The organism is Paenibacillus pabuli (genome assembly GCF_039831995.1).
Lineage (GTDB): Bacteria > Bacillota > Bacilli > Paenibacillales > Paenibacillaceae > Paenibacillus > Paenibacillus pabuli_C.
Genome location: NZ_JBDOIO010000003.1, coordinates 821,854 through 841,193, shown reverse-complemented (window position 1 = coordinate 841,193; position 19,340 = coordinate 821,854). Strand labels below are relative to the sequence as shown.

General features: G+C 47.3%; 20 protein-coding genes. 13 read left to right on the top strand and 7 right to left on the bottom strand.

From position 1 onward, the window contains the following. The first annotated feature begins 8 nt into the window (after positions 1 to 8). The 3 genes from deoB (at position 9) to ABGV42_RS05905 (ending at position 3,565) form a co-directional block, all read left to right on the top strand. Positions 9 to 1,187: a phosphopentomutase gene (gene deoB, locus ABGV42_RS05915; protein ID WP_347380822.1), complete on the top strand. Its 1,179-nt coding sequence runs from the start codon at positions 9 to 11 to the stop codon at positions 1,185 to 1,187. A gap of 134 nt (positions 1,188 to 1,321) precedes the next feature. Next, complete coding sequence (gene deoD, locus ABGV42_RS05910; RefSeq protein ID WP_347380821.1) at positions 1,322 to 2,029, top strand: purine-nucleoside phosphorylase; 708 nt, start codon at positions 1,322 to 1,324, stop codon at positions 2,027 to 2,029. Between the two features lie 234 nt (positions 2,030 to 2,263). Continuing rightward, entirely contained in the window at positions 2,264 to 3,565 is a 1,302-nt protein-coding gene (locus ABGV42_RS05905) for a pyrimidine-nucleoside phosphorylase (RefSeq protein WP_347380820.1), read from the top strand. Between the two features lie 153 nt (positions 3,566 to 3,718). On the opposite strand, the gene ABGV42_RS05900 is transcribed toward ABGV42_RS05905, so the two are convergent. After that, the gene (locus ABGV42_RS05900; protein WP_347380819.1) at positions 3,719 to 4,372 is read right to left on the bottom strand and encodes a TetR/AcrR family transcriptional regulator; all 654 of its coding nucleotides are present in this window, start codon (positions 4,370 to 4,372) and stop codon (positions 3,719 to 3,721) included. Positions 4,373 to 4,493: 121 nt separating this feature from the next. On the opposite strand from ABGV42_RS05900, the gene ABGV42_RS05895 reads away from it, so the two are divergent. The 3 genes from ABGV42_RS05895 (at position 4,494) to ABGV42_RS05885 (ending at position 7,791) form a co-directional block, all read left to right on the top strand. Continuing rightward, positions 4,494 to 6,059, top strand: a complete 1,566-nt coding sequence (locus ABGV42_RS05895; protein WP_347380818.1) for an FAD-dependent monooxygenase — start codon at positions 4,494 to 4,496, stop codon at positions 6,057 to 6,059. A gap of 99 nt (positions 6,060 to 6,158) precedes the next feature. Then, the gene (locus tag ABGV42_RS05890; protein WP_347380817.1) at positions 6,159 to 7,106 is read left to right on the top strand and encodes an ABC transporter ATP-binding protein; all 948 of its coding nucleotides are present in this window, start codon (positions 6,159 to 6,161) and stop codon (positions 7,104 to 7,106) included. Beyond that, complete coding sequence (locus ABGV42_RS05885; RefSeq protein WP_347380816.1) at positions 7,081 to 7,791, top strand: ABC transporter permease; 711 nt, start codon at positions 7,081 to 7,083, stop codon at positions 7,789 to 7,791. The genes ABGV42_RS05890 and ABGV42_RS05885 overlap by 26 nt, the downstream gene beginning before the upstream one ends. Before the next feature lie 169 nt (positions 7,792 to 7,960). Here the strand turns inward: ABGV42_RS05885 and ABGV42_RS05880 are convergent, their stop codons facing one another. Both ABGV42_RS05880 and ABGV42_RS05875 read right to left on the bottom strand, forming a co-directional pair. Further along, the gene (locus tag ABGV42_RS05880) at positions 7,961 to 8,944 is read right to left on the bottom strand and encodes a TIGR03943 family putative permease subunit (RefSeq protein ID WP_347380815.1); all 984 of its coding nucleotides are present in this window, start codon (positions 8,942 to 8,944) and stop codon (positions 7,961 to 7,963) included. 170 nt (positions 8,945 to 9,114) lie between these two features. Beyond that, positions 9,115 to 10,149: a permease gene (locus tag ABGV42_RS05875; RefSeq protein ID WP_347380814.1), complete on the bottom strand. Its 1,035-nt coding sequence runs from the start codon at positions 10,147 to 10,149 to the stop codon at positions 9,115 to 9,117. Between the two features lie 242 nt (positions 10,150 to 10,391). Between ABGV42_RS05875 and ABGV42_RS05870 the strand changes: the two genes are divergently transcribed. The 7 genes from ABGV42_RS05870 to ABGV42_RS05840 all read left to right on the top strand — a co-directional run bounded on the left by ABGV42_RS05870 (position 10,392) and on the right by ABGV42_RS05840 (position 15,936). Continuing rightward, positions 10,392 to 11,591 carry a GTP-binding protein gene (locus ABGV42_RS05870; RefSeq protein ID WP_347380813.1) on the top strand — a complete coding sequence of 400 codons (1,200 nt, stop codon included), beginning with the start codon at positions 10,392 to 10,394 and terminating at the stop codon, positions 11,589 to 11,591. Between the two features lie 69 nt (positions 11,592 to 11,660). Then, positions 11,661 to 11,810, top strand: coding sequence for a 50S ribosomal protein L33 (gene rpmG, locus ABGV42_RS05865; protein ID WP_036613813.1), 150 nt, complete (start codon positions 11,661 to 11,663; stop codon positions 11,808 to 11,810). A 49-nt stretch (positions 11,811 to 11,859) separates the two neighbouring features. Continuing rightward, the gene (locus ABGV42_RS05860; protein ID WP_347380812.1) at positions 11,860 to 12,567 is read left to right on the top strand and encodes a metal ABC transporter ATP-binding protein; all 708 of its coding nucleotides are present in this window, start codon (positions 11,860 to 11,862) and stop codon (positions 12,565 to 12,567) included. Next, entirely contained in the window at positions 12,513 to 13,406 is an 894-nt protein-coding gene (locus tag ABGV42_RS05855; protein ID WP_347380811.1) for a metal ABC transporter permease, read from the top strand. Before ABGV42_RS05860 ends, ABGV42_RS05855 begins: the two co-directional genes overlap by 55 nt. Then, on the top strand, positions 13,393 to 14,535 hold the full coding sequence (locus tag ABGV42_RS05850) for a metal ABC transporter substrate-binding protein (RefSeq protein ID WP_347380810.1): 1,143 nt from the start codon (positions 13,393 to 13,395) through the stop codon (positions 14,533 to 14,535). Before ABGV42_RS05855 ends, ABGV42_RS05850 begins: the two co-directional genes overlap by 14 nt. A 170-nt stretch (positions 14,536 to 14,705) precedes the next feature. Continuing rightward, entirely contained in the window at positions 14,706 to 15,182 is a 477-nt protein-coding gene (locus tag ABGV42_RS05845) for a hypothetical protein (protein ID WP_347380809.1), read from the top strand. Between the two features lie 46 nt (positions 15,183 to 15,228). After that, on the top strand, positions 15,229 to 15,936 hold the full coding sequence (locus tag ABGV42_RS05840; protein WP_347380808.1) for a M50 family metallopeptidase: 708 nt from the start codon (positions 15,229 to 15,231) through the stop codon (positions 15,934 to 15,936). Between the two features lie 74 nt (positions 15,937 to 16,010). Here the strand turns inward: ABGV42_RS05840 and ABGV42_RS05835 are convergent, their stop codons facing one another. From ABGV42_RS05835 to uxuA, 4 genes are all read right to left on the bottom strand, one after another. Then, positions 16,011 to 16,382 (bottom strand): DUF4363 family protein, encoded by a 372-nt coding sequence (locus ABGV42_RS05835; protein ID WP_347380807.1) that lies wholly within the window; start codon positions 16,380 to 16,382, stop codon positions 16,011 to 16,013. 32 nt (positions 16,383 to 16,414) lie between these two features. Continuing rightward, positions 16,415 to 17,143 carry a DUF421 domain-containing protein gene (locus ABGV42_RS05830; RefSeq protein WP_347380806.1) on the bottom strand — a complete coding sequence of 243 codons (729 nt, stop codon included), beginning with the start codon at positions 17,141 to 17,143 and terminating at the stop codon, positions 16,415 to 16,417. 244 nt (positions 17,144 to 17,387) lie between these two features. After that, entirely contained in the window at positions 17,388 to 18,251 is an 864-nt protein-coding gene (locus tag ABGV42_RS05825) for an SDR family oxidoreductase (protein ID WP_347380805.1), read from the bottom strand. Beyond that, a complete protein-coding gene (gene uxuA / locus ABGV42_RS05820) occupies positions 18,248 to 19,315 on the bottom strand; it encodes a mannonate dehydratase (RefSeq protein ID WP_347380804.1) in 1,068 nt (355 codons plus the stop codon). The genes ABGV42_RS05825 and uxuA overlap by 4 nt, the downstream gene beginning before the upstream one ends. Between the last annotated feature and the right edge of the window lie 25 nt (positions 19,316 to 19,340).

The window sequence follows — 19,340 nt, the reverse complement described above, 5'->3', positions numbered from 1 at the left end:
CATGAGTTATGTCAACATTTAAAAGAGTACATCTGATCGTTATGGATTCTGTAGGTATCGGTGAAGCGCCGGATGCGGCAGAATTTGATGATTACGATGTGGATACGTTTGGTCACATTGCACGTGAACGCGGGGGTTTGAACATGCCGAATATGGCAAGTCTCGGACTGTCCAACATTAAAGAAATCGAGGGTATTCCTGTCGCGGATGCACCTAAAGCGTATTATACAAAAATGCAGGAAGCGTCCCGGGGTAAAGACACCATGACAGGTCATTGGGAGATCATGGGACTCTATATTGATACGCCTTTCCGCGTATTCGAGAACGGCTTCCCGGATGAGCTGATTCAGCGCATCGAAGAGAAGACAGGCCGCAAGGTCATCGGGAACAAACCTGCCAGCGGTACGGAAATCATTGATGAGCTTGGTGAAGAGCATGTGAAAACAGGTGCCCTCATCATCTATACATCCGCGGATTCGGTTTTGCAGATAGCAGCACATGAAGACGTGGTTCCATTGAAAGAGCTTTACGAAATTTGTGAATTCTGTCGGGAGATTACTCTCGATGATCCATACATGCTGGGCCGCATTATTGCTCGTCCTTTCGTTGGTGAAGTCGGTAACTTCAAACGTACAGCCAACCGTCACGACTATGCGCTCAAACCATTCGGCCGTACGGTAATGAATGAGCTCAAGGACGGGGGATTCGATGTGATTGCCCTCGGTAAAATCGCAGACATCTATGATGGCGAAGGGGTGACTAAGTCCGTCCGGACTGTGTCCAATATGGATGGTATGGACAAACTGTCCGAGACGATGGATGAAGAATTCACAGGGCTCAGCTTCCTGAACCTGGTCGACTTCGACGCATTGTTCGGTCACCGCCGTGATCCTCAAGGATATGCTCAAGCACTCGAGGATTATGATGCACGTCTACCTGAAATTTTCGAAAAAATGACAAACGATGACCTGCTCATCATTACGGCTGATCATGGTAACGACCCAACATACCGTGGTACAGACCATACACGTGAGTATGTGCCACTGCTTGTGTATTCCCCACGTTTCAGCGAGGGTAAGAAACTTGAATTGCGCAATACATTTGCAGATCTTGGTGCTACGGTAGCCGATAACTTTGGCGTTCAATTGCCGGAGTATGGTACAAGCTTCCTGAATGATTTGAAATAGGATACGGTTGTTTAATCGAAATCAGATGCAGGATTGGATTGGAAAATAAGTTAGACAGGTTCACCGGAGCAGCTTAGGCTGTCCGGGAACCTGCTGTAACTATATTAATGGATAAACTGGAGGAGATTTAAACCATGAGTACACATATCGGAGCCAAACCTGGAGATATAGCAGAAACGATCCTTTTGCCGGGAGATCCGTTGCGCGCTAAATTTATTGCGGATACGTATCTGGAAGATGTCGTTTGTTATAATGAAGTTCGCGGAATGCTGGGCTTTACCGGTACATATCAAGGACACCGCATTTCGGTGCAAGGTTCAGGCATGGGTATTCCTTCGTTCGCCATCTATGCCAATGAGTTGATCAGCGAATATGGCGTCAAAAACCTCATTCGTGTCGGAACATGCGGAGGTATGCAGGAGCATGTACGTGTTCGTGACGTTATTTTGGCACAAGCGTCCTGTACGGATTCCAGCATGAACAAGCTTGTGTTTGGCGGGTATGATTTCTCTCCAATCGCAACATTCTCCTTGCTGAAAGAAGCCTATGACCGTGCGACAGCCAAAGGCTTGAAAATCCATGTCGGTAACGTGTTCAGTTCCGATTCGTTCTATCGTGACGATCGTTCCGTTACCGAAAAATTGATGCAGCACGGCGTACTCGGCGTGGAAATGGAAACAACAGCACTGTACACGATTGCTGCGAAGTTTGGCGTTAATGCCTTGACCATTCTGACAGTAAGCGACCACTTGCTGACCGGTGAAGAAACCTCAGCCGAAGAGCGCCAAAAAACGTTCAACGACATGATGGTCGTAGCACTGGAAACAGCAATCACGCTGTAGGTTTTATTATTCAAATCAATTGGTTTTCTATTGAAACTTTTGGTGAAGCACGTAGTGAAGGCACCGGAATCAATTCTGAAGAAGCGAAGCGTTCGCCTTTGTCTCCGAGTTTCTCCATTTGAAAAATGGTTCAAAGAAACTTGGAGACAACAGCGATTGGAAGAATGATCCGGGGACGAAACGGACTCTGCACAAAGTGTTCTATATAAATCACATACACGAGGAGAGATCATCATGAGAATGGTAGACATTATTGCCAAAAAACGTGACGGAAAAGAACTGACAACAGCTGAAATTGATTTTGTTGTTCAAGGATATACCCAAGGGGAAATTCCGGATTATCAAGTCAGCGCTTGGGCGATGGCGGTTTTCTTCAAGGATATGACGGACAAGGAACGCGCTGATCTTACGATGTCGATGGTCAATTCGGGTGAAACGATCGATCTGTCCGCCATTGAAGGCATCAAAGTAGACAAGCACTCCACCGGGGGCGTTGGTGATACAACGACATTGGTGTTGGCGCCGCTCGTTGCTGCGCTGGATGTTCCTGTAGCGAAAATGTCCGGACGTGGTCTGGGTCACACAGGCGGAACGACAGACAAACTGGAGTCCGTTGCCGGTTTCCACGTCGAGCTGGAGAAGGAAGAATTTATTAGACTCGTAAATGAACATAAGGTAGCGGTAATCGGTCAAAGTGGTAATCTCACACCAGCTGACAAGAAGCTCTATGCACTTCGTGATGTTACAGCAACGGTAAACTCCATTCCGCTGATTGCCAGCTCCATCATGAGCAAGAAAATTGCAGCAGGCGCAGACGCCATCGTACTGGATGTAAAAACGGGTGCGGGTGCATTCATGAAAACGACAGAAGATGCAAAAGAACTGGCACATGCCATGGTCAGCATCGGTAACAATGTAGGGCGCAAAACGATGGCGGTGATCTCCGACATGTCCCAGCCGCTGGGCCTCGCGATCGGTAACGCGCTTGAAGTAAAAGAAGCTATCCTGACACTGCAAGGTAAAGGACCGAAAGACCTGGAAGAACTGTGTCTGGCTCTTGGACGCCAAATGGTATTCCTTGCGGGCAAAGCAGACTCCTTGGAGCAAGCGGAAGAGAAATTGAAAGAAGTGATCCAGAACGGAAAGGCACTGGAGAAATTCAAGCATTTCCTGGCCAACCAAGGTGGCGATGCGTCTGTAGTCGACCATCCGGATCGTCTGCCACAGGCAAAATATCTGATAGAAGTTCCGGCTGACCAGGATGGTTATGTCGCTGGAATCGTTGCGGACGAGATCGGTACCGCTGCGATGCTGCTTGGTGCGGGCCGTGCGACAAAAGAGTCCGAGATCGACCTTGCTGTCGGCTTGATGCTGAACAAAAAAGTAGGTGACCCGGTGAAAGCTGGGGAGTCACTGGTAACGATCCATGCCAATCGTGAGGATGTGGCAGACGTAATCGCGAAGATCAAAGAAAATATTACGATTGCAGATCATGCCGATGCTCCTGTGCTCGTTCATGATATCGTAACTGAATAAATATCAGGTCATCAGAGTGTGATTCATCTTCGATCTGTACCCGAAAAACCCGAAGCCATAATTTATGGTTTCGGGTTTTCTCTTTGCGTCCTTAGCGTATATTTACGTTAAATTAGCTGCCCACCAGTCTTTTATCGTTAAGTAAAATGGCGATCAGTTTTGATTTTCGTTTTGATCGGTACGTGGTGCATAAGCGCAAAGAAAGACGCGTACGCCTTCAGTGATGATACGTTTGGTTTGTTCCTCTTCAAAAGTCCCCGTTTTTCTCGGTTGATCAAATACCAATAAAAACGTTAAGGCAGCGAAGTGCTTTGTAGCCATTACAGGATCTGGCACATCGAGCAGTCCGGTTTGTCCAAACTCGGTAAACCTCCTGATAATCCCCTCTTCCGTTGCGTTATCCAGCTTTTCTAAAAACGAGGCTGGCAGGTTGGCGGCTTCCATTGTAACCAGACGGATCAGAGCGCTGTAATCGGACGAACCGTTCGCAGAAGCTACGAATTGTTCGCAGAATAAGATGAGCGCCTGCTCCAGATCCTCGAATTCCCAGAGGTAGTCTGATATCCCTTGCTTGATCATGTCCAGAACCGCCCGACTGGTTTCTTCCACAACAGCAAGCAGCAAGTTCTGTTTGTCGCCATAATAATCATAAACGGTCCGTTTGGAAACTCCCGCTTTGGCTGCGACTGCATCGACGCTGGAGCGATCAAACCCATCTGAAAGAAACAGGTCTCGTGCCGCTCCAATAATTTTGGCTCGTTTGTCTGAAGAGCCTTTGCGGATTTTTTTGTTTTCCGTGTTATCCATGCTTACGTTTCCCCCTTACAGGTATACTATCAAAAATGAGTTCCACTTTACAAACTACACTGCACGGTGTAGTATAGCGAATGTAGCATATCAAATTAATAAACAAGGGAGGATTCTATCCATGAAAACCGTGCAGTCTTCTGTTGATGTTCTCATTGTCGGAGCCGGACCAACAGGGCTTACACTTGCCTGCGACCTTGTCCGTCGAAACGTCGACCATCGTATTATTGAACGAAGCGCCTTATATAACGTAGCGTCACGCGCCAAAGCAATCCAGCCCCGCTCGCTTGAAGTCGTCGATGATCTGGAGGCCGTTCGTTACATTATTGAAACGGGTGTCGTGGATTTGCCTGTTCGTTATTATACTGCAGATGGCAGGAGTGTGGACAAGCCGGCTATTACCGCTGCAGCCAGCGCCGAACTTGAGACACCCTATCGTGATCCGGTCTGGATTGCTCAATTTGATGTGGAAAAAGCATTGCGCGACCGATATGCAATGCTTGGCGGTCAAGTTGAATTAGGCATGGAAGCAGTAGGGCTTGTTCAGGATTTGGATGGTGTAACGGTAACCGTGAAAACACCACAAGGAGAAGAGTTGATTCGCGCTCGTTATGTCGTCGGCGCCGACGGGGGCAAAAGCAATATCCGCAAGTTGATTCAGTTACCGCTGGTTGGAGAAACACACGAAGATGAGCGATGGTATCTTGGCGATGTACGATTGGAAGGGTTGGACCGTGACCGTATCCATATCTGGACATCTTCGGAGGGGATGGTCGGGGTAACACCGCTGCCGAAATCCGATATTTGGCAACTGCAGGCAACAATTCCGGCAGACATCGAAGAACCAGAGCAGCCGTCGCTAGAGGCGTATCAGGCCATGTTTGACCGGCGCGCCGGGGCCGGACGTGTTCGGTTCACGGATGCTTCCTGGCTGTCCATCTACCGGGTCAACGTCCGTATGGTTGAAAGTTACCGCAACGGCCAGGTTTTTCTTGCCGGCGACGCCGCTCATGTTCATTCGCCCGCTGGCGGCCAAGGCATGAATACGGGGATGCAGGATGCATACAACCTTGGATGGAAGCTGGACGCCGTCTTACACGGAGCAGACACCGCCTTACTCGACACGTACGATGAGGAGCGTCGCCCTGTAGCTAAAGCCGTGCTCGAGGACAGCACGAAAAAGATGGGAGGGGTCATAGGAACGGCGACTGAAGGCGGAGGGTTGTCCCAATCCTTAAGCACTATATCCGACGATCTGACGAGTGGGCTTCTCATTTCCTATCGGTCAAGTTCTCTTACCCGCCCGTCTGCTCGAACGAATGCTACCCGTTCATTTCCAGGAGATCGTGCTCCTAACGCTACGGGCCTGCAAGGCACCGGGTTTGCAGGAGGCGTCTTTGACCTATTGCGCGGCCCGCAGTGGACGCTTTTGGCTTTTGCAAACAGCATCGATCCTTCGCTGAAGAACCTCACCAACGACGAACTCCATGTGCATTATATCGTGCCAACGAAGGTGGAGGGGGCGGAAGGCATAATCGACACAGCAGGGAATGCCTATCGAATTTACGATGTAGCAAGTAGTGAACTCGTATTGATTCGTCCCGACGGTCACATCGCACTGCGCACCTCCACTGATGATACCGCATCGATTTCGAATTACTTGAATTCCATTTATCGCGAAAACTGATTTGGAAAAGCCGGCGGCGATCTTTTACAACATCTCAGGTGACTGCCGGCATTATTAATGAACTGAGTTTAAATTGATGATACGGGAAGGACTGTTTCTATGGAAGAAATTATTCGAACCGTTAACCTGACAAAGCAATACGGAAATAAAGTCATTGTAGATCGCGTTTCGATTTCCGTTAAAAAAGGAGAAATCTATGGATTTCTGGGATTGAATGGCGCAGGGAAAACGACAACCATTCGGACTCTTCTCGGAATGAGTAAGCCTTCTTCCGGAGAAGTGTATTTGTTTGGTCAGCGCTGGGCGAATGGGAATCCAGATTTGTCGAGACGAGTAGGTTACATGGTGGAAGTTCCTTATGCCTACCCTAACTTTACGGTTAGGGAAAACTTGAATTTGATGGCCAGGTTGCGAGGGTTACCGGTTCCGAGGGCAGTTGACGAAATTATGGAGCAATTGAATTTGACCCAATATGCGGATAGTAAGGCAAGAGATTTGTCACTTGGTAACGCGCAGAAACTTGGATTGGCCAAAGCGTTAATTCATAAGCCGGACGTTCTGATTCTTGATGAACCAACCAATGCACTTGATCCAGCCGGAATTGTCGAGATAAGGGAAATGCTGAAAGCTCTAGCTTCTCAACAAGGGATTACCGTGTTTATATCGAGCCATATCCTTGAGGAAATGTCCAAAATGGCTTCTCGAATCGGCATTATTCACAAAGGCGTTTTGCTTGAAGAACTGACAGCAAAAGACTTTGAAACCATCCGCCGAAAGCAGCTGATGGTCGGAACGAAGGATGCCCGGAAGGCTCAAGCTATTCTTTCAGACTCCGGGTATGCAGTACATTCGACTTCGAATAACTGCCTTGCACTTCAGGATGATCATGCCGTGAAGCATCCCGAACATATTGCGAGATTGCTTACTCATCATGAAGTGCCGCTCACCATGCTTAACATTGAAGAAGAAAACTTGGAACATTACTTTCTCAAAGTAATCGGAGCAGAGGAGGGAAAACGGAATGAGATCATTGTCGACTGCCTGTAGCGTTGAAGTTTACAAATTGCGTCGATCCTTTGTTTTATGGGGCACCCTTCTGTTTATATTGTTTGTCATCACGTTGTTCTTGGGACAGCCCGATTGGCCTTCTTTTTTTGAACGGACTGCGTTTTTGTATGCATCCGTGTTTGGGCTGCTGGGGTTTGGATTGGTGACAAGCTGGACATTTGGCCGTGAGTATTCTGATCGGACGCTCAAGGATTTGCTCGTTTTGCCTATATCTCGGGGTAAAGTAGCGATTGCCAAATATATCGCAATTATTTTCTGGTGTTCTGTAATGATGTTGATCAGCTTTGCATATGCCTTAGTGCTTGGTTTTGCTGTTGGGCTTCCTGGCTTTTCGTTTGCAATTGTACAACATTATTTATTTCTAATACTTATCATTGGCGCTCTCCACCTATTATTAAGTGCACCTCTTGCCTTATTGGCCTGTATATCGCGCGGTTATCTGGTGCCGATCGGCTTTGCTTTTACAACTTTGATGCTGGCATTGGTATTCGGTCCGACTGCCATTGGCACGTATCTGCCTTGGTCTGTACCTGCTTTGCATTTGAAGGAAAACGGCATCGCATTATTCCCCTTGGAAGGTATCAGTTATTTTCTGGTGTTTTTAATAGGACTGGTAGGCTTCATTGGGACGGTTAAATGGTTGCAAAACATGGAGCAACGATGATTTACTAGAAAATGCTTCTGCATAGAAATACATTTGGAAGGAGACGATGCACGTTCAACTGTGCCTTCTATCTCTTTATATCTCTTTATATCGCTTTTAAAAACTCTGCGTATATTTTTGTGAAATGTTGTCCAGTCCCTCAAGTAGGGAAATGTGCAAAATGATCTCTTTATTCACTCTGGAGTTTCTCATAGGCCATGACAGAATCCGCGTTGGTGTAAATATAAGGCGTGGATGGCTCGGAAACCGGAGTTATTTTCGTTGCTCGGATCTCAATGGTGTCCTTGCCATTCACCTGGGCAGAACCGATGCTGCCATCAATCTGTACCCAGCTGTCGGTGGGGAAGGTGTCGGCATCCGGTATGTGAATCATTACGCCAAATGGCGCCGCATCTGCCGGGCAGCACATGACGAGGAACCGACCAAGCGCAAAGTGCGACTCATGATCCATACTTTCATCTCGATAGACAAAGCCAGTGAGGGAGATCGGCTTGCCTGCAAATTGTCGTTGAAACATGTCAATGGTTCCAAGCGTTTCCGAGAAAATCTCGGGAAAGACCTGGATGACCGGTTCTGCATATAATTTTTCCGCCAACTCAGCAAATTCTCGGCTGTATTCATCAGGAGGAATAAATTGGACTTTACTCACTGACCCGGCTGCAGCGGTTGGTTGATTCTGTGCGAAATCCTGGACATTGAGTCTGGCAGGTTCCTCTGGTGCAGGCTCTTTACGCCGAATTTCGGGAGGAGCATAAGATAGCGACATGCCTTTCTGACTGGCCATGGAACTTCCGAGTGCTTGATCAGGCAGTAGAAAGCCGAGTAACAGGGGAAACATAATCAGACCGTAGGTCACCAAGCTTCGAAGCCATCCGGACGGAGGTGGATGCTCACAGTCGCAATGAATCTGGCCGTGACCGAAAAGTCCGTGCCAAGCCATAATGACCGCAATGAACATGAGTGGTATGGGACAGCATAACAACAAACGCTGCATCGTTGGTGCCAGATAATAATGTAGAGAATCATTCGCGTTCAAATGGAAGATGTATACGGCAAGACTACCCATCCATATCGCACGAATTAATGAATGCCACTGGATGGAATGCCTCCTTGGAGTGTGAGTGTGGATGTGAAAGGTTCCAGGATGAGTCATCGAATCACCTCTTATCATTATTGAAGTGAACATACATGCTTGATGAAGCCACTATAAACTTCTCAGTTGAACCAGGCAGTAAACTCTACTGCGTGGTACAGAACATTTCATATCACCAGCTTCATTATGAATAGATACTGAAATGTCATTTAGTTTTTTTCACCCTATACCTATACCAGAAGGTTAACCAGCCACGATCCGGCGAAGACGAGAACAATAATGGCTATGCTTAACCCAATGACAAACCTTGTGCGGAAAGTAGACAGCAACATTAGTGTGCTCTTGAAATCGAGCATGGGACCAAGAACAAGAAATGAAATCAGCGGACCAAGTGCGAAGGTATGAGAGAACGCAGAGGCCACAAATGCATCAGAAGTGGAGCAAAGAGATAATACATAAGCAAATCCCATCATAAACACATAGGAGGCAACCGGACCGTTCCCCAGCGCAATCAAATCACTTCGACTAATAAACGTCTGAATGCAGGCAGTAATCAGTGCACCAATGACCAAATACTTGCTCATATCCACAAATTCATCTCCGGCATGGATAAAGAAGCTGCGCCAGTTTTTCTCGTGATTATGGTCATGCTCTTCAACATGAGTATGTGAGTGTGCCATTTTAAATCCGGAGTGAGTCTTGACCTGTGTCACGGTAACCTTGGCTTTGCGAAGAGGATTCTGCCGCACAATCAAATAAACCAACAAGCCAATTGAAGCTGCAACTGCAAAAGCCAGTCCCATGCGGGCAATCGTGATTTCGGGATGAGATGGAAAAGCGAGCAATGTTGCGGTAAACACGATAGGATTGACTACAGGACCACTAAGAATGAAGGTAACCGCGATGTAGGCGGGCATGCCTTTATGCATCAACCGCCGAACAACTGGTATCATGCCACATTCGCAGATAGGAAATATGATTCCGAGTAAACCAGCCACCAAGACACCACCAATGGGGTTCTTTGGCGTGAGTTTACGTACCATTTCTTCCGATACGAACCACTGCATGAGCGAAGAGAGCAGCACACCGATGAGCAGAAAAGGAGCAGCTTCAAGGAAAATGCCTATGAATACGGTTTTCATATTTTGCAAAGCTTCGCTGTTCCAGGCCTGTTTCAGATCAGAGGACATTGTGATGAGCACGGGAACAAGAAAGGCACAGGGAACTAGGATGGACAGGAGCTTCAGATTGGCTGCAAGCTTCATACAACAGACCTCCACAACCGGACTTTTAGTAAACTATATGCTTGTACCTTCAGCAACATACGCAGTTTGGTCTTTTAATCATAAGTTTTACGATTTATTGGTTAACGTTAAATTGAGAAGTTGACAAGCTAATAGTTCGTCATGTATAGTTTTGGATGTTAATCGTAATAATTACGATTAAAGTCTAGAAAATAAATCGTATTGGTTTTTCCATTAAAGAACCTTGGAGTGGAGGAATGGGCATGTCTGAAATACAAGACAAGCGCCGGGTACCGGTGACCGTATTAAGCGGATATCTGGGAGCAGGCAAAACAACCCTATTGAATCATGTGCTTCATAATAGGGAAGGCATGAGAGTCGCTGTTATCGTAAACGACCTGAGTGAAGTAAACATTGATGCCGGATTAATCCGGGATGGAGGCGGACTATCACGTATTGACGAAAAGCTCGTGGAGATGTCTAATGGCTGTATCTGCTGCACGCTGCGGGAAGATCTCTTGAAAGAAGTGGAACGTCTCGCTCTGGATGGTTCTTTTGATTATATCCTGATTGAATCGACGGGCATTGGAGAACCTGTTCCTGTTGCACAGACGTTTACATATATCGATGAAGAACTCGGGATCGATTTAACGAAGTTTACCCGTCTCGACACCATGGTAACCGTTGTGGATGCTGCGCAGTTCTGGCGGGACTTTTATTCGAAGGAAACATTGAGGGATCGGGGACAGGAAGCAGGAGAGGGCGATGTCCGGGGAATCGTACACCTGTTGACTGATCAGGTTGAATTCTGTGATGTGCTGATCCTGAACAAGTGTGATCTCGTCTCGGAGGATGAACTGTTGAAGCTGGAGAAGGCGCTGCATGCGATGCAACCCGAAGCCAAGCTGATTCGAACGACACACGGGCAGATTGATCCCAAGGAGATCTTGAATACGGGGCGGTTTGATTTTGAAAAAGCCAGTCAGTCTGCAGGATGGATCCGCGAATTGATGAAGGAAGAACACACTCCGGAAACGGAAGAGTATGGCATTCACTCGTTTGTCTATCATCGGAAACGTCCGTTTCATCCGGAACGATTGCTGCGCTGGATTGCCAAGTGGCCGGAGAGTATCGTTAGATCCAAAGGTTTGATGTGGCTGGCTACACGGAACCATATGGCCATTTCTTTCAGTCACGCAGGCACTTCCAAGCAGCTTGGACCCGCCGGTTTATGGGTAGGTGCAATGAGCGAAGAAGAACGGCAAATGCACTTTGGAGATACGTTGCCAGCCATTCCGGATTGGGATGATACATGGGGAGATCGGGTAACGAAATTAGTATTTATCGGAATCGATATGGACCGCGCAGAGATTGAGCGTACATTGGACGAAACACTACTTACCGAAGAGGAAATGCTGCTCAACTGGCGTAAATTGGAAGATCCCTTTCCAGCATGGAGTTGACAAAAGAAAAAGGATGGGATAGTATCATTAAACAGTAATCATTACGATTAAACAAAAGGAGGCACAACCATGAGAGTCATTGTAACTTTAGCTTGTACCGAGTGCGGGGATCGCAACTATACCACGACGAAGAACAAACGTAACCACCCGGAGCGTCTTGAAATGAAAAAATATTCACCACGATTGAAGAAAATGACGATTCACCGGGAAACGAGATAAATTTTTTTTCGTTTTTAAATCGTAATACTTACGAAAAGAGGACCTAACCATGATTCTATCCTCCATGCGCAACGTGGTTTTTGGATATGGCAAAGAACCCGTTATTGATCAATTATCGCTGGATATTCATGTGGGAGAATTTGTAGGCATTACTGGACCCAATGGTTCTGCGAAGACAACCATGCTGAAATTGCTGCTGGGGCTGTTACAGCCCTGGAGCGGCACGGTACATATGAATATTCAGAACAACCCTGGCAACAAAATGGAGATCGGGTATGTGCCCCAGCAGGTGGCATCATTCAACAGCGGGTTTCCCAGTACAGTCATTGAACTGGTGCGATCCGGATGTTACCGCAAACTTGGTCTATTTCGAAAATTCTCACCCGAACAGGAAGCCGTAGTCGAACGCAGTCTTCGGGAAGTCGGCATGTGGGAATATCGCAATACACGGGTAGGCGCGCTGTCGGGTGGACAGAAGCAGCGCATCTGCATCGCCAGAGCTCTGGCAGGACAGCCCCAAGTGCTTGTACTGGATGAACCGACAACAGGCATGGACAGTCGCAGCCGGGAGGGCTTCTATGATCTGATGCGACACTATGCAGATGTACATGGATTGACCATTATTATGGTGACACATGGCCTTGAAGAGATGGGCAACCGATTGGACCGGACGATCACCCTGGAGCGTCAAGAAAGTGAGGAATGGCAGTGTTTGAGTACGAATTCATGCAGCGAGCCTTTTGGGCAGGCGGACTGATTGGCATTATTGCTCCGATTCTTGGAGTCTACCTAATGCTTCGTAGGCAGGTGCTGATGGCCGATACGCTGTCCCATGTATCACTGGCAGGAGTGGCGCTTGGTTCGGTCATGAATCTCAACCCGGTAATCTGCGGCTTCGCGATTGCGGTCATGGGTGCATTATTGGTCGAACAATTGCGGAGAAGCTATCGTACGTATAGCGAAGTGCCTGTAGCGATTATCATGACGTCAGGCTTGGCACTGGCCGTGGTGCTCATGAGTCTGAAAACGAATTTGTCCAAAACCTTCAGTTCCTATCTGTTCGGTTCCATCGTTGCAGTCAGCAATATCCAGTTGTGGATGATGGCAGCTGTATGTGTCATTGGTTTGGTATTTTTCATTGTATTACGCAGACCTTTATATAATTTGACGTTTGACGAAGAGACAGCTTCCATTGGAGGCGTTCAGGTAAAAGGTTTATCATTTGCTTTCGCCGTACTGACAGGTCTGACGGTTGCTTCAGCCATGCCGATCGTTGGCGTACTGCTTGTATCCGCATTGATTGTGCTGCCAGCTGCGCTGGCCCTTCGAATCTCTCGCAGCTTCGCTGCTGCATTGGTGATTGCCATTATAACCGGGTTGATCGGCATTTTTGGCGGATTGACAACATCTTACCATTTGAATACTCCGCCTGGCGGGACGATCGCACTCATATTGCTGGCCTTTCTATTGACTGGAATATCAGCACAAAAGCTGATTCAACTATACAACCGTAAACGCCACCGCAAGGAAATAAAACAGCAACGCGCAAGGATTTTAATACAATCAAGGGAGAATACACCACATGAAATTCAGTAAAAAATCAGCAATGGGACTGTTGTTCAGTCTCACACTTATCGTAGCTGGATGCGGACAAACCAAATCAGCATCCGAATCGGATGCGACTTCGACAAGCGCTCCGGCAGCAACGGAGAAGAAATTGGACGTACAGGTCAGTTTCTACCCTATGTATGAGTTCACCAAAAATGTAGCAGGCAATCTGGCTGATGTACATACACTCGTTCCGGCTGGTATGGAGCCTCATGACTGGGAGCCAACACCACAGGATATAGCAAGCATCGAGAAAGCAGATGTACTCGTCTATAATGGCGCTGGCATGGAATCATGGATCGATCAAGTGAAGGACAGTCTGAGTAATGACAAACTTGTACAAGTTGAAGCAAGCCAAGGCATTGATCTGCTTGAGGGCGTAGAAGATGGCCATCATCATGGGGAGTCTAGTGCAGAGGAACACGATCATGATCATGCAGATGAAGCAACGACAGAAGAGCATGACCACGATCATGGAGAAAAAGCTGCCACTGAAGAGCATGATCATGAACATACAGATGAAGCGGCGACTGAAGAACATGATCATGAACATACTGCCGACACAGAGGAAGGGCATTCACATGAACATGGCGGACTTGACCCGCATGTTTGGTTATCGCCTGTTCTGGCCATTCAGGAAGTGCGGAACATCGAAGCGGGACTTGCGCAAGCTGCACCGGAGCATGCAGAACAATTCAAGCAAAACGCGGATGCGTACATTACCAAACTGGAGACACTGGATCAGGAATTCAAAGCGGCTGTAACCGACAGCAAACGAAAAGATTTCATTACACAGCATGCAGCGTTCGGCTACCTTGCACAGCAGTATGGTCTGCAGCAAGTACCTATCGCCGGGTTGTCTCCCGAACAGGAGCCATCAGCTGCACAGATGGCAGCTGTAATCGATTTTGCCAAAGAACATCAGGTCAAAACGATCTTCTTTGAAACATTGGTATCTTCCAAAGTATCCGAGACCATCGCCAGTGAAGTGGGTGCCAAAACAGCAGTGTTAAATCCCATTGAAGGATTAACCGAAGAGGAAATTGCTGCAGGTCTGGACTACATCGGTGTTATGGAGCAGAATTTGGAGGCCCTCAAACTGGCATTGAATGAATAAGCAGTACTCCATTTGATGCCAGCCATCGAAAAAGGTACAATGGTACAACATGCTGAGGAACGGCCGTGCCATTCCTTTGCCTTTTGCCACGCAGAGAGCACAGCGATGTGCTCTTTTCGTTGTGTAAGACGATCGGAGGACCAATGGGGGATAAGGAGGAGAAGAAGCTTATGGGTCTAGGTGAAGAACAGGAAGTATTGCTAAGTCAGCAGCCGCCTCATCTATGGAGAAGACGCAAGCAGGAGCTGCTGCACTGGACGGAACGCGATAAATATACGGTGTCTGCGAAGAAAACGGTGTTGTGGAATGGCCTAGAAATAGATGCGGAGCTGCACGAAGCCTTATCCTTGCTTCAGGAAGCTGGCGTTGCGACCGAGTTTTCATGTGCCGGAGTTAGTCCGCTAGATGAACCGGTAGACCATTCCCTGTATGCTTATGTTACACTAGTGCAAAGTAAAACCGCTGATCAATTCGTTCAGTTTGCGCTGGAACATATGCGAAATCGCCTGCTCGTTACGCTCGAGGTCGAGAAGGGACGGTATGATTTGTCTTCTTTCTTCATTGGACATAATCGCAGCTTCTGCTGGTGGATGGAATATTGCGCAGCACATTTCACAAGGAGAAACGGGAAGAGGGTTGAAGCGTAATATAACGATGGGCATGTTTAGTCGGAGATAAGGAGGGAACACGAAATTGAATAAATGGCTCAAAACCATATTATTTTTGGTGGCTTCAGTCTTCCTAACTCGTTTCATTCCGTTTTCTTCGTTGTTCCGGAATTTGGACACGATGATTCATGAATTCGGCCATGCCGTAATGACCCTCCTGCTATCCGGGAAAGTATTGCGGATCGAATTATACGCGGATCACAGCGGCGTCACCTACTCATCCATGTTAACACCGGGCAGATCGATACTTGTGTCATTGGCAGGGTATGTTACAGCATCCCTTTTTGCCTGGCTGTTATTCTACCTATACCGAAAAGGGCTGCATATGTGGGGCCTGGGTATCATGACCGCTGTAGCGCTGGTTTCCCTTTTGTTATATGTAAGAGGAGAATTTGGCATGTTATGGCTCACAGGTTTCATTGCCCTGAACGTTGTGATCATGATCTTTGGCGCCAAAATCGTGAAGTACTACTATCTGTTACTTGCTTTCCTGACGCTGGAAGAGTCCGTGGTTAGTGCCATGTACGTCGGTTTAATGTCCTGGACACAGCCTTCACGGGCAGGGGATGCAGCTAACTTGGCCCAGCAAACGTTCCTGCCAGCCCTGTTCTGGGGTACACTCTTTGCTCTGTTTGCGTTATGGTGTGCGAAGGGGGCACTGAGTCTGTTTTTCCGCAAGGAAAGCACATCTCGCAGTTCACGATCACGTGGTGTACGTTCGCGAAACGCTTAAATGCAATCAGAAAAGGCACTTCCTTTTGGGATAAAGGAGGTGCCTTTTTGCATAAGTTGTGATTTGGTATACCACTAATCTCCGAGATTGTCCCATAGGACGTAGAAATAATAAATTTCTTCCATAATCGCCTGATCATCTTCAGCAGCAACGCCTCCCCTGATTCGAGCAAGGGTACCCAGAATGTCATAAATGGTCTCTCGTTCAACACTATACTGAATTCGATTGACAATTCGTTCCCAGGCTTGCATGGCATATTCAACTTGAGACTTGGCCTCAGTCCACTGTTTCTTCTCCACTTGCTTTTCCAATGTTTGTACGGATTCGAGCAAGCGGTCCTGTGTGCCAAATGGTTTTTTGAGAAACGACCCCGTGGCCATAATCGCTACAAACAGAACAAGCATTAAAATCGGCAGTACATACAGCAACCAGAAACGTGTTTTCATTCAACCGCCTCCATACAGATAGTAAAAGAAAATCAGAATGGCCCCTTGTAATCACCCATATCCGTTTTTTCTGAGAAACGGTCTTCAAAAAGATCGACATACAGTTTGTCGTTAGGCAAGATCGCTGCAAAAGCGATGTCCTGGATGGTGATGTTTTTCTTTTTTAACTGTTCCGTCAGCCAGTTCATGTCTTTATTTCGTTCTTTCAGGTTCTGCCTGATTAGGACACCATCAATAATGAGCTCGGTCATCAGTTTGCTTTTGGGTGGATGCATATGCATGTCTTTTGCTGTAACTGGCTGATTCTCGGGTTTCAAAACGACGGAGAGACTGCCGTCTGGTTCAAGGATTGCATAATCCAGTGTCGTAATGTCAAATACGTCCTTTTGACGCAGCATCATGGTCAATTCATCGAATTTCACTCGCATTTTATGCAGGTTCTGTTCAAGGATTTTACCGTTCTGTATGACGACTGTAGGATCGGAGTCCATCAGCTTGGAAATCGTTCGATTTTTAAGTGTTATGAATTGAAAGATAATCGTAATGATTGTGAAAATGGTTAACGCTACGAAATGAATCCATGCCTTGGACGACAAATCAGTAGCAAAGGTTCCCGCAATGGAACCAATGGTAATGCCATTGATGTAATCGAAATACGTAAGGTTACCCATTTGCTGTTTGCCGAGCACTCTTGTATAGATGATCAGAGTCAAAAAGGCAATAATGGAGCGTACGACCACAACCCATGTTTCTTCCATCATATATGTATCACCTTCCTACACTTGGCGAACTGGAACGTCATTTCTAATAGAAGACATTCAGCTGCCAATGTTTATTGTTGACTATTACAAGCTTTTCCTCGACTGGATGATCTTATTCGGAATACGTAAAAACCCGAAACCGGGGATTACACACTCCAGGTTTCGGGTCTCTATAACATTTTAAAGAATTGAGCTCAAAGCATCATTATTAAGTTAGCTTAGATATAGGTATAGATCAGAGCCATTAGACGCCAGCATAAGCCATAAATCCTCCGTCGACAGGGATAACCGTGCCTGTAACGAATGCAGACTGCTTCTCATCCGCGAGCCACATTAACGTGCCCAGCAGGTCTTCAGGCTTCCCGAACCGGCGCATGGGTGTGTGTGCAATGATTTTGCTGGAACGTTCAGTAGGAGAGCCATCGGGATGAAGCAGCAAATTGCGGTTTTGTTCCGTAAGGAAAAATCCCGGCGCGATGGCATTAACCCGGATTCCCGATTCGGCAAGATGTACTGCTAGCCATTGCGTGAAATTGTTAATTGCAGCCTTGGCAGCACTATATGCTGGAACTTTGGTCATGGGTGAAGGTGCACTCATCGACGAGATATTAATGACTGTCGCTGGTACATCACGGTCAATCATTTGTCTTGCAAAGATCTGGGTCGGAATAAGGGAGCCCACAAAATTCAGATCCATGACCTGGCGGAATCCATCCACACTGACGTCAAAGAACGTAGTGACATCAGGCTGCTCAAGATCTTCCAATCTGAAAATTTCATTCGTCGTATTGGCACTGGCATGATTACCGCCTGCACCATTAATCAGGATGTCGCATGGACCTAGCTTTTCCTGTACAGTTGCCGCCGCAGCCTTCACACTGTCCACTTGGGTTACATCACAAGCAACCGCAATGGCGGTTCCGCCAGCTGCTTCAATTGCAGCAACGACTTCTTCACCTTTGGAAACCGTACGATTGAGAATGGCTACACGGGCCCCGTGACGCGCAAGTTCTTCGGCCATGGAACGACAGAGAACGCCGGCACCACCTGTAATTACCGCTGTTTTGCCTTTCAGACGTGAAGATGTTTCGAATACATAGTCGCTCATGCTTTTGTCCTCCTTTGCAGGGAATCCCAGACGCCCCAGAGATACATGATGCCCAACGCGCGATCGTAGAGACCATAACCTGGTCTGCATTGTTCGCCCCAGAGGTGACGTCCGTGGTCTGGTCTTGCATAACCTTCAAATCCAATGTCGTGGTAAGCTTCAACTACGCCTGCAATATCAACGTTACCATCCTGGCTGCGATGTGAAGTCTCAATGAAGTCCCCGTTTTCATATACTTTGACATTACGAATATGGGCAAAAGGAATCCGGTCACGGAATTCATGAATCATGCCAATAATATCATTATCCGGGTTAGCTCCAAGAGATCCGCTGCACAGCGTTACAGCGTTGTAAGGGCTATCATAAAGATTCAGATATCTACGCAAGTTATCCTGGCTGATAATAATTTTCGGCAAACCAAAAATAGGCCATGGCGGGTCATCCGGATGGATCGCCATTCGAATGCCAAGTCGTTCTGCCGTAGGAATGATCTCCTGTAGAAAATAACGGGCATGCTCCCACATATCTTCTTCGGTCACATCTTTGTAAGCTTCGAACAGACCAGTCAGGTACTGCAATCGTTCCGGTTCCCAGCCTGGCATCGTTAACGCAGAATTTTCGGTGATGCGCCGAACAAGCTCCAGAGGTTCAATATTCGCAAGCTTGTTGCTCTCATAAAAGAGGGCAGTGGAGCCGTCCTCCATCTCCTTATGAAGATCCGTGCGCAGCCAGTCGAAGATAGGCATGAAATTATAACAGATGACTTTTACGCCTACCTGAGCAAGCTTTTCCATCGTTTTTTTGTAATTGTCGATGTATTGGTCCCGAGTAGGCAGACCCAGCTTGATGTCTTCATGAATATTGACGCTTTCCACCACGTCCAAATGCAATCCTGCCCGATCGGCCGCGGCTTTGACAGCCAATATTTTGTCCATTGGCCATTCATCGCCTGCCGGAACATCATGCAGTGCCCAAACAATGCCCTCCACACCCGGAATCTGCCGGATATGGTCCAGCGTCACCGTATCATTGCCTTCGCCAAACCAGCGAAAAACCATTCTCATCACGTTCACCTCATCATGTGTAGTT

Excerpts from the sequence above, each read along its gene's own strand:
- ABGV42_RS05860 (WP_347380812.1), top strand. The coding sequence starts at position 11,860 with ATGATTCTATCCTCCATGCGCAACGTGGTTTTTGGATATGGCAAAGAA.
- ABGV42_RS05905 (WP_347380820.1), top strand. The coding sequence starts at position 2,264 with ATGAGAATGGTAGACATTATTGCCAAAAAACGTGACGGAAAAGAACTG.
- rpmG (WP_036613813.1), top strand. The coding sequence starts at position 11,661 with ATGAGAGTCATTGTAACTTTAGCTTGTACCGAGTGCGGGGATCGCAAC.
- ABGV42_RS05825 (WP_347380805.1), bottom strand. The coding sequence starts at position 18,251 with ATGAGCGACTATGTATTCGAAACATCTTCACGTCTGAAAGGCAAAACA.
- ABGV42_RS05890 (WP_347380817.1), top strand. The coding sequence starts at position 6,159 with ATGGAAGAAATTATTCGAACCGTTAACCTGACAAAGCAATACGGAAAT.
- deoD (WP_347380821.1), top strand. The coding sequence starts at position 1,322 with ATGAGTACACATATCGGAGCCAAACCTGGAGATATAGCAGAAACGATC.
- ABGV42_RS05850 (WP_347380810.1), top strand. The coding sequence starts at position 13,393 with ATGAAATTCAGTAAAAAATCAGCAATGGGACTGTTGTTCAGTCTCACA.
- ABGV42_RS05895 (WP_347380818.1), top strand. The coding sequence starts at position 4,494 with ATGAAAACCGTGCAGTCTTCTGTTGATGTTCTCATTGTCGGAGCCGGA.
- ABGV42_RS05835 (WP_347380807.1), bottom strand. The coding sequence starts at position 16,382 with ATGAAAACACGTTTCTGGTTGCTGTATGTACTGCCGATTTTAATGCTT.
- ABGV42_RS05885 (WP_347380816.1), top strand. The coding sequence starts at position 7,081 with ATGAGATCATTGTCGACTGCCTGTAGCGTTGAAGTTTACAAATTGCGT.
- ABGV42_RS05900 (WP_347380819.1), bottom strand. The coding sequence starts at position 4,372 with ATGGATAACACGGAAAACAAAAAAATCCGCAAAGGCTCTTCAGACAAA.
- ABGV42_RS05875 (WP_347380814.1), bottom strand. The coding sequence starts at position 10,149 with ATGAAGCTTGCAGCCAATCTGAAGCTCCTGTCCATCCTAGTTCCCTGT.
- ABGV42_RS05845 (WP_347380809.1), top strand. The coding sequence starts at position 14,706 with ATGGGTCTAGGTGAAGAACAGGAAGTATTGCTAAGTCAGCAGCCGCCT.
- deoB (WP_347380822.1), top strand. The coding sequence starts at position 9 with ATGTCAACATTTAAAAGAGTACATCTGATCGTTATGGATTCTGTAGGT.
- uxuA (WP_347380804.1), bottom strand. The coding sequence starts at position 19,315 with ATGAGAATGGTTTTTCGCTGGTTTGGCGAAGGCAATGATACGGTGACG.
- ABGV42_RS05870 (WP_347380813.1), top strand. The coding sequence starts at position 10,392 with ATGTCTGAAATACAAGACAAGCGCCGGGTACCGGTGACCGTATTAAGC.
- ABGV42_RS05855 (WP_347380811.1), top strand. The coding sequence starts at position 12,513 with ATGGCAGTGTTTGAGTACGAATTCATGCAGCGAGCCTTTTGGGCAGGC.
- ABGV42_RS05830 (WP_347380806.1), bottom strand. The coding sequence starts at position 17,143 with ATGATGGAAGAAACATGGGTTGTGGTCGTACGCTCCATTATTGCCTTT.
- ABGV42_RS05880 (WP_347380815.1), bottom strand. The coding sequence starts at position 8,944 with ATGACTCATCCTGGAACCTTTCACATCCACACTCACACTCCAAGGAGG.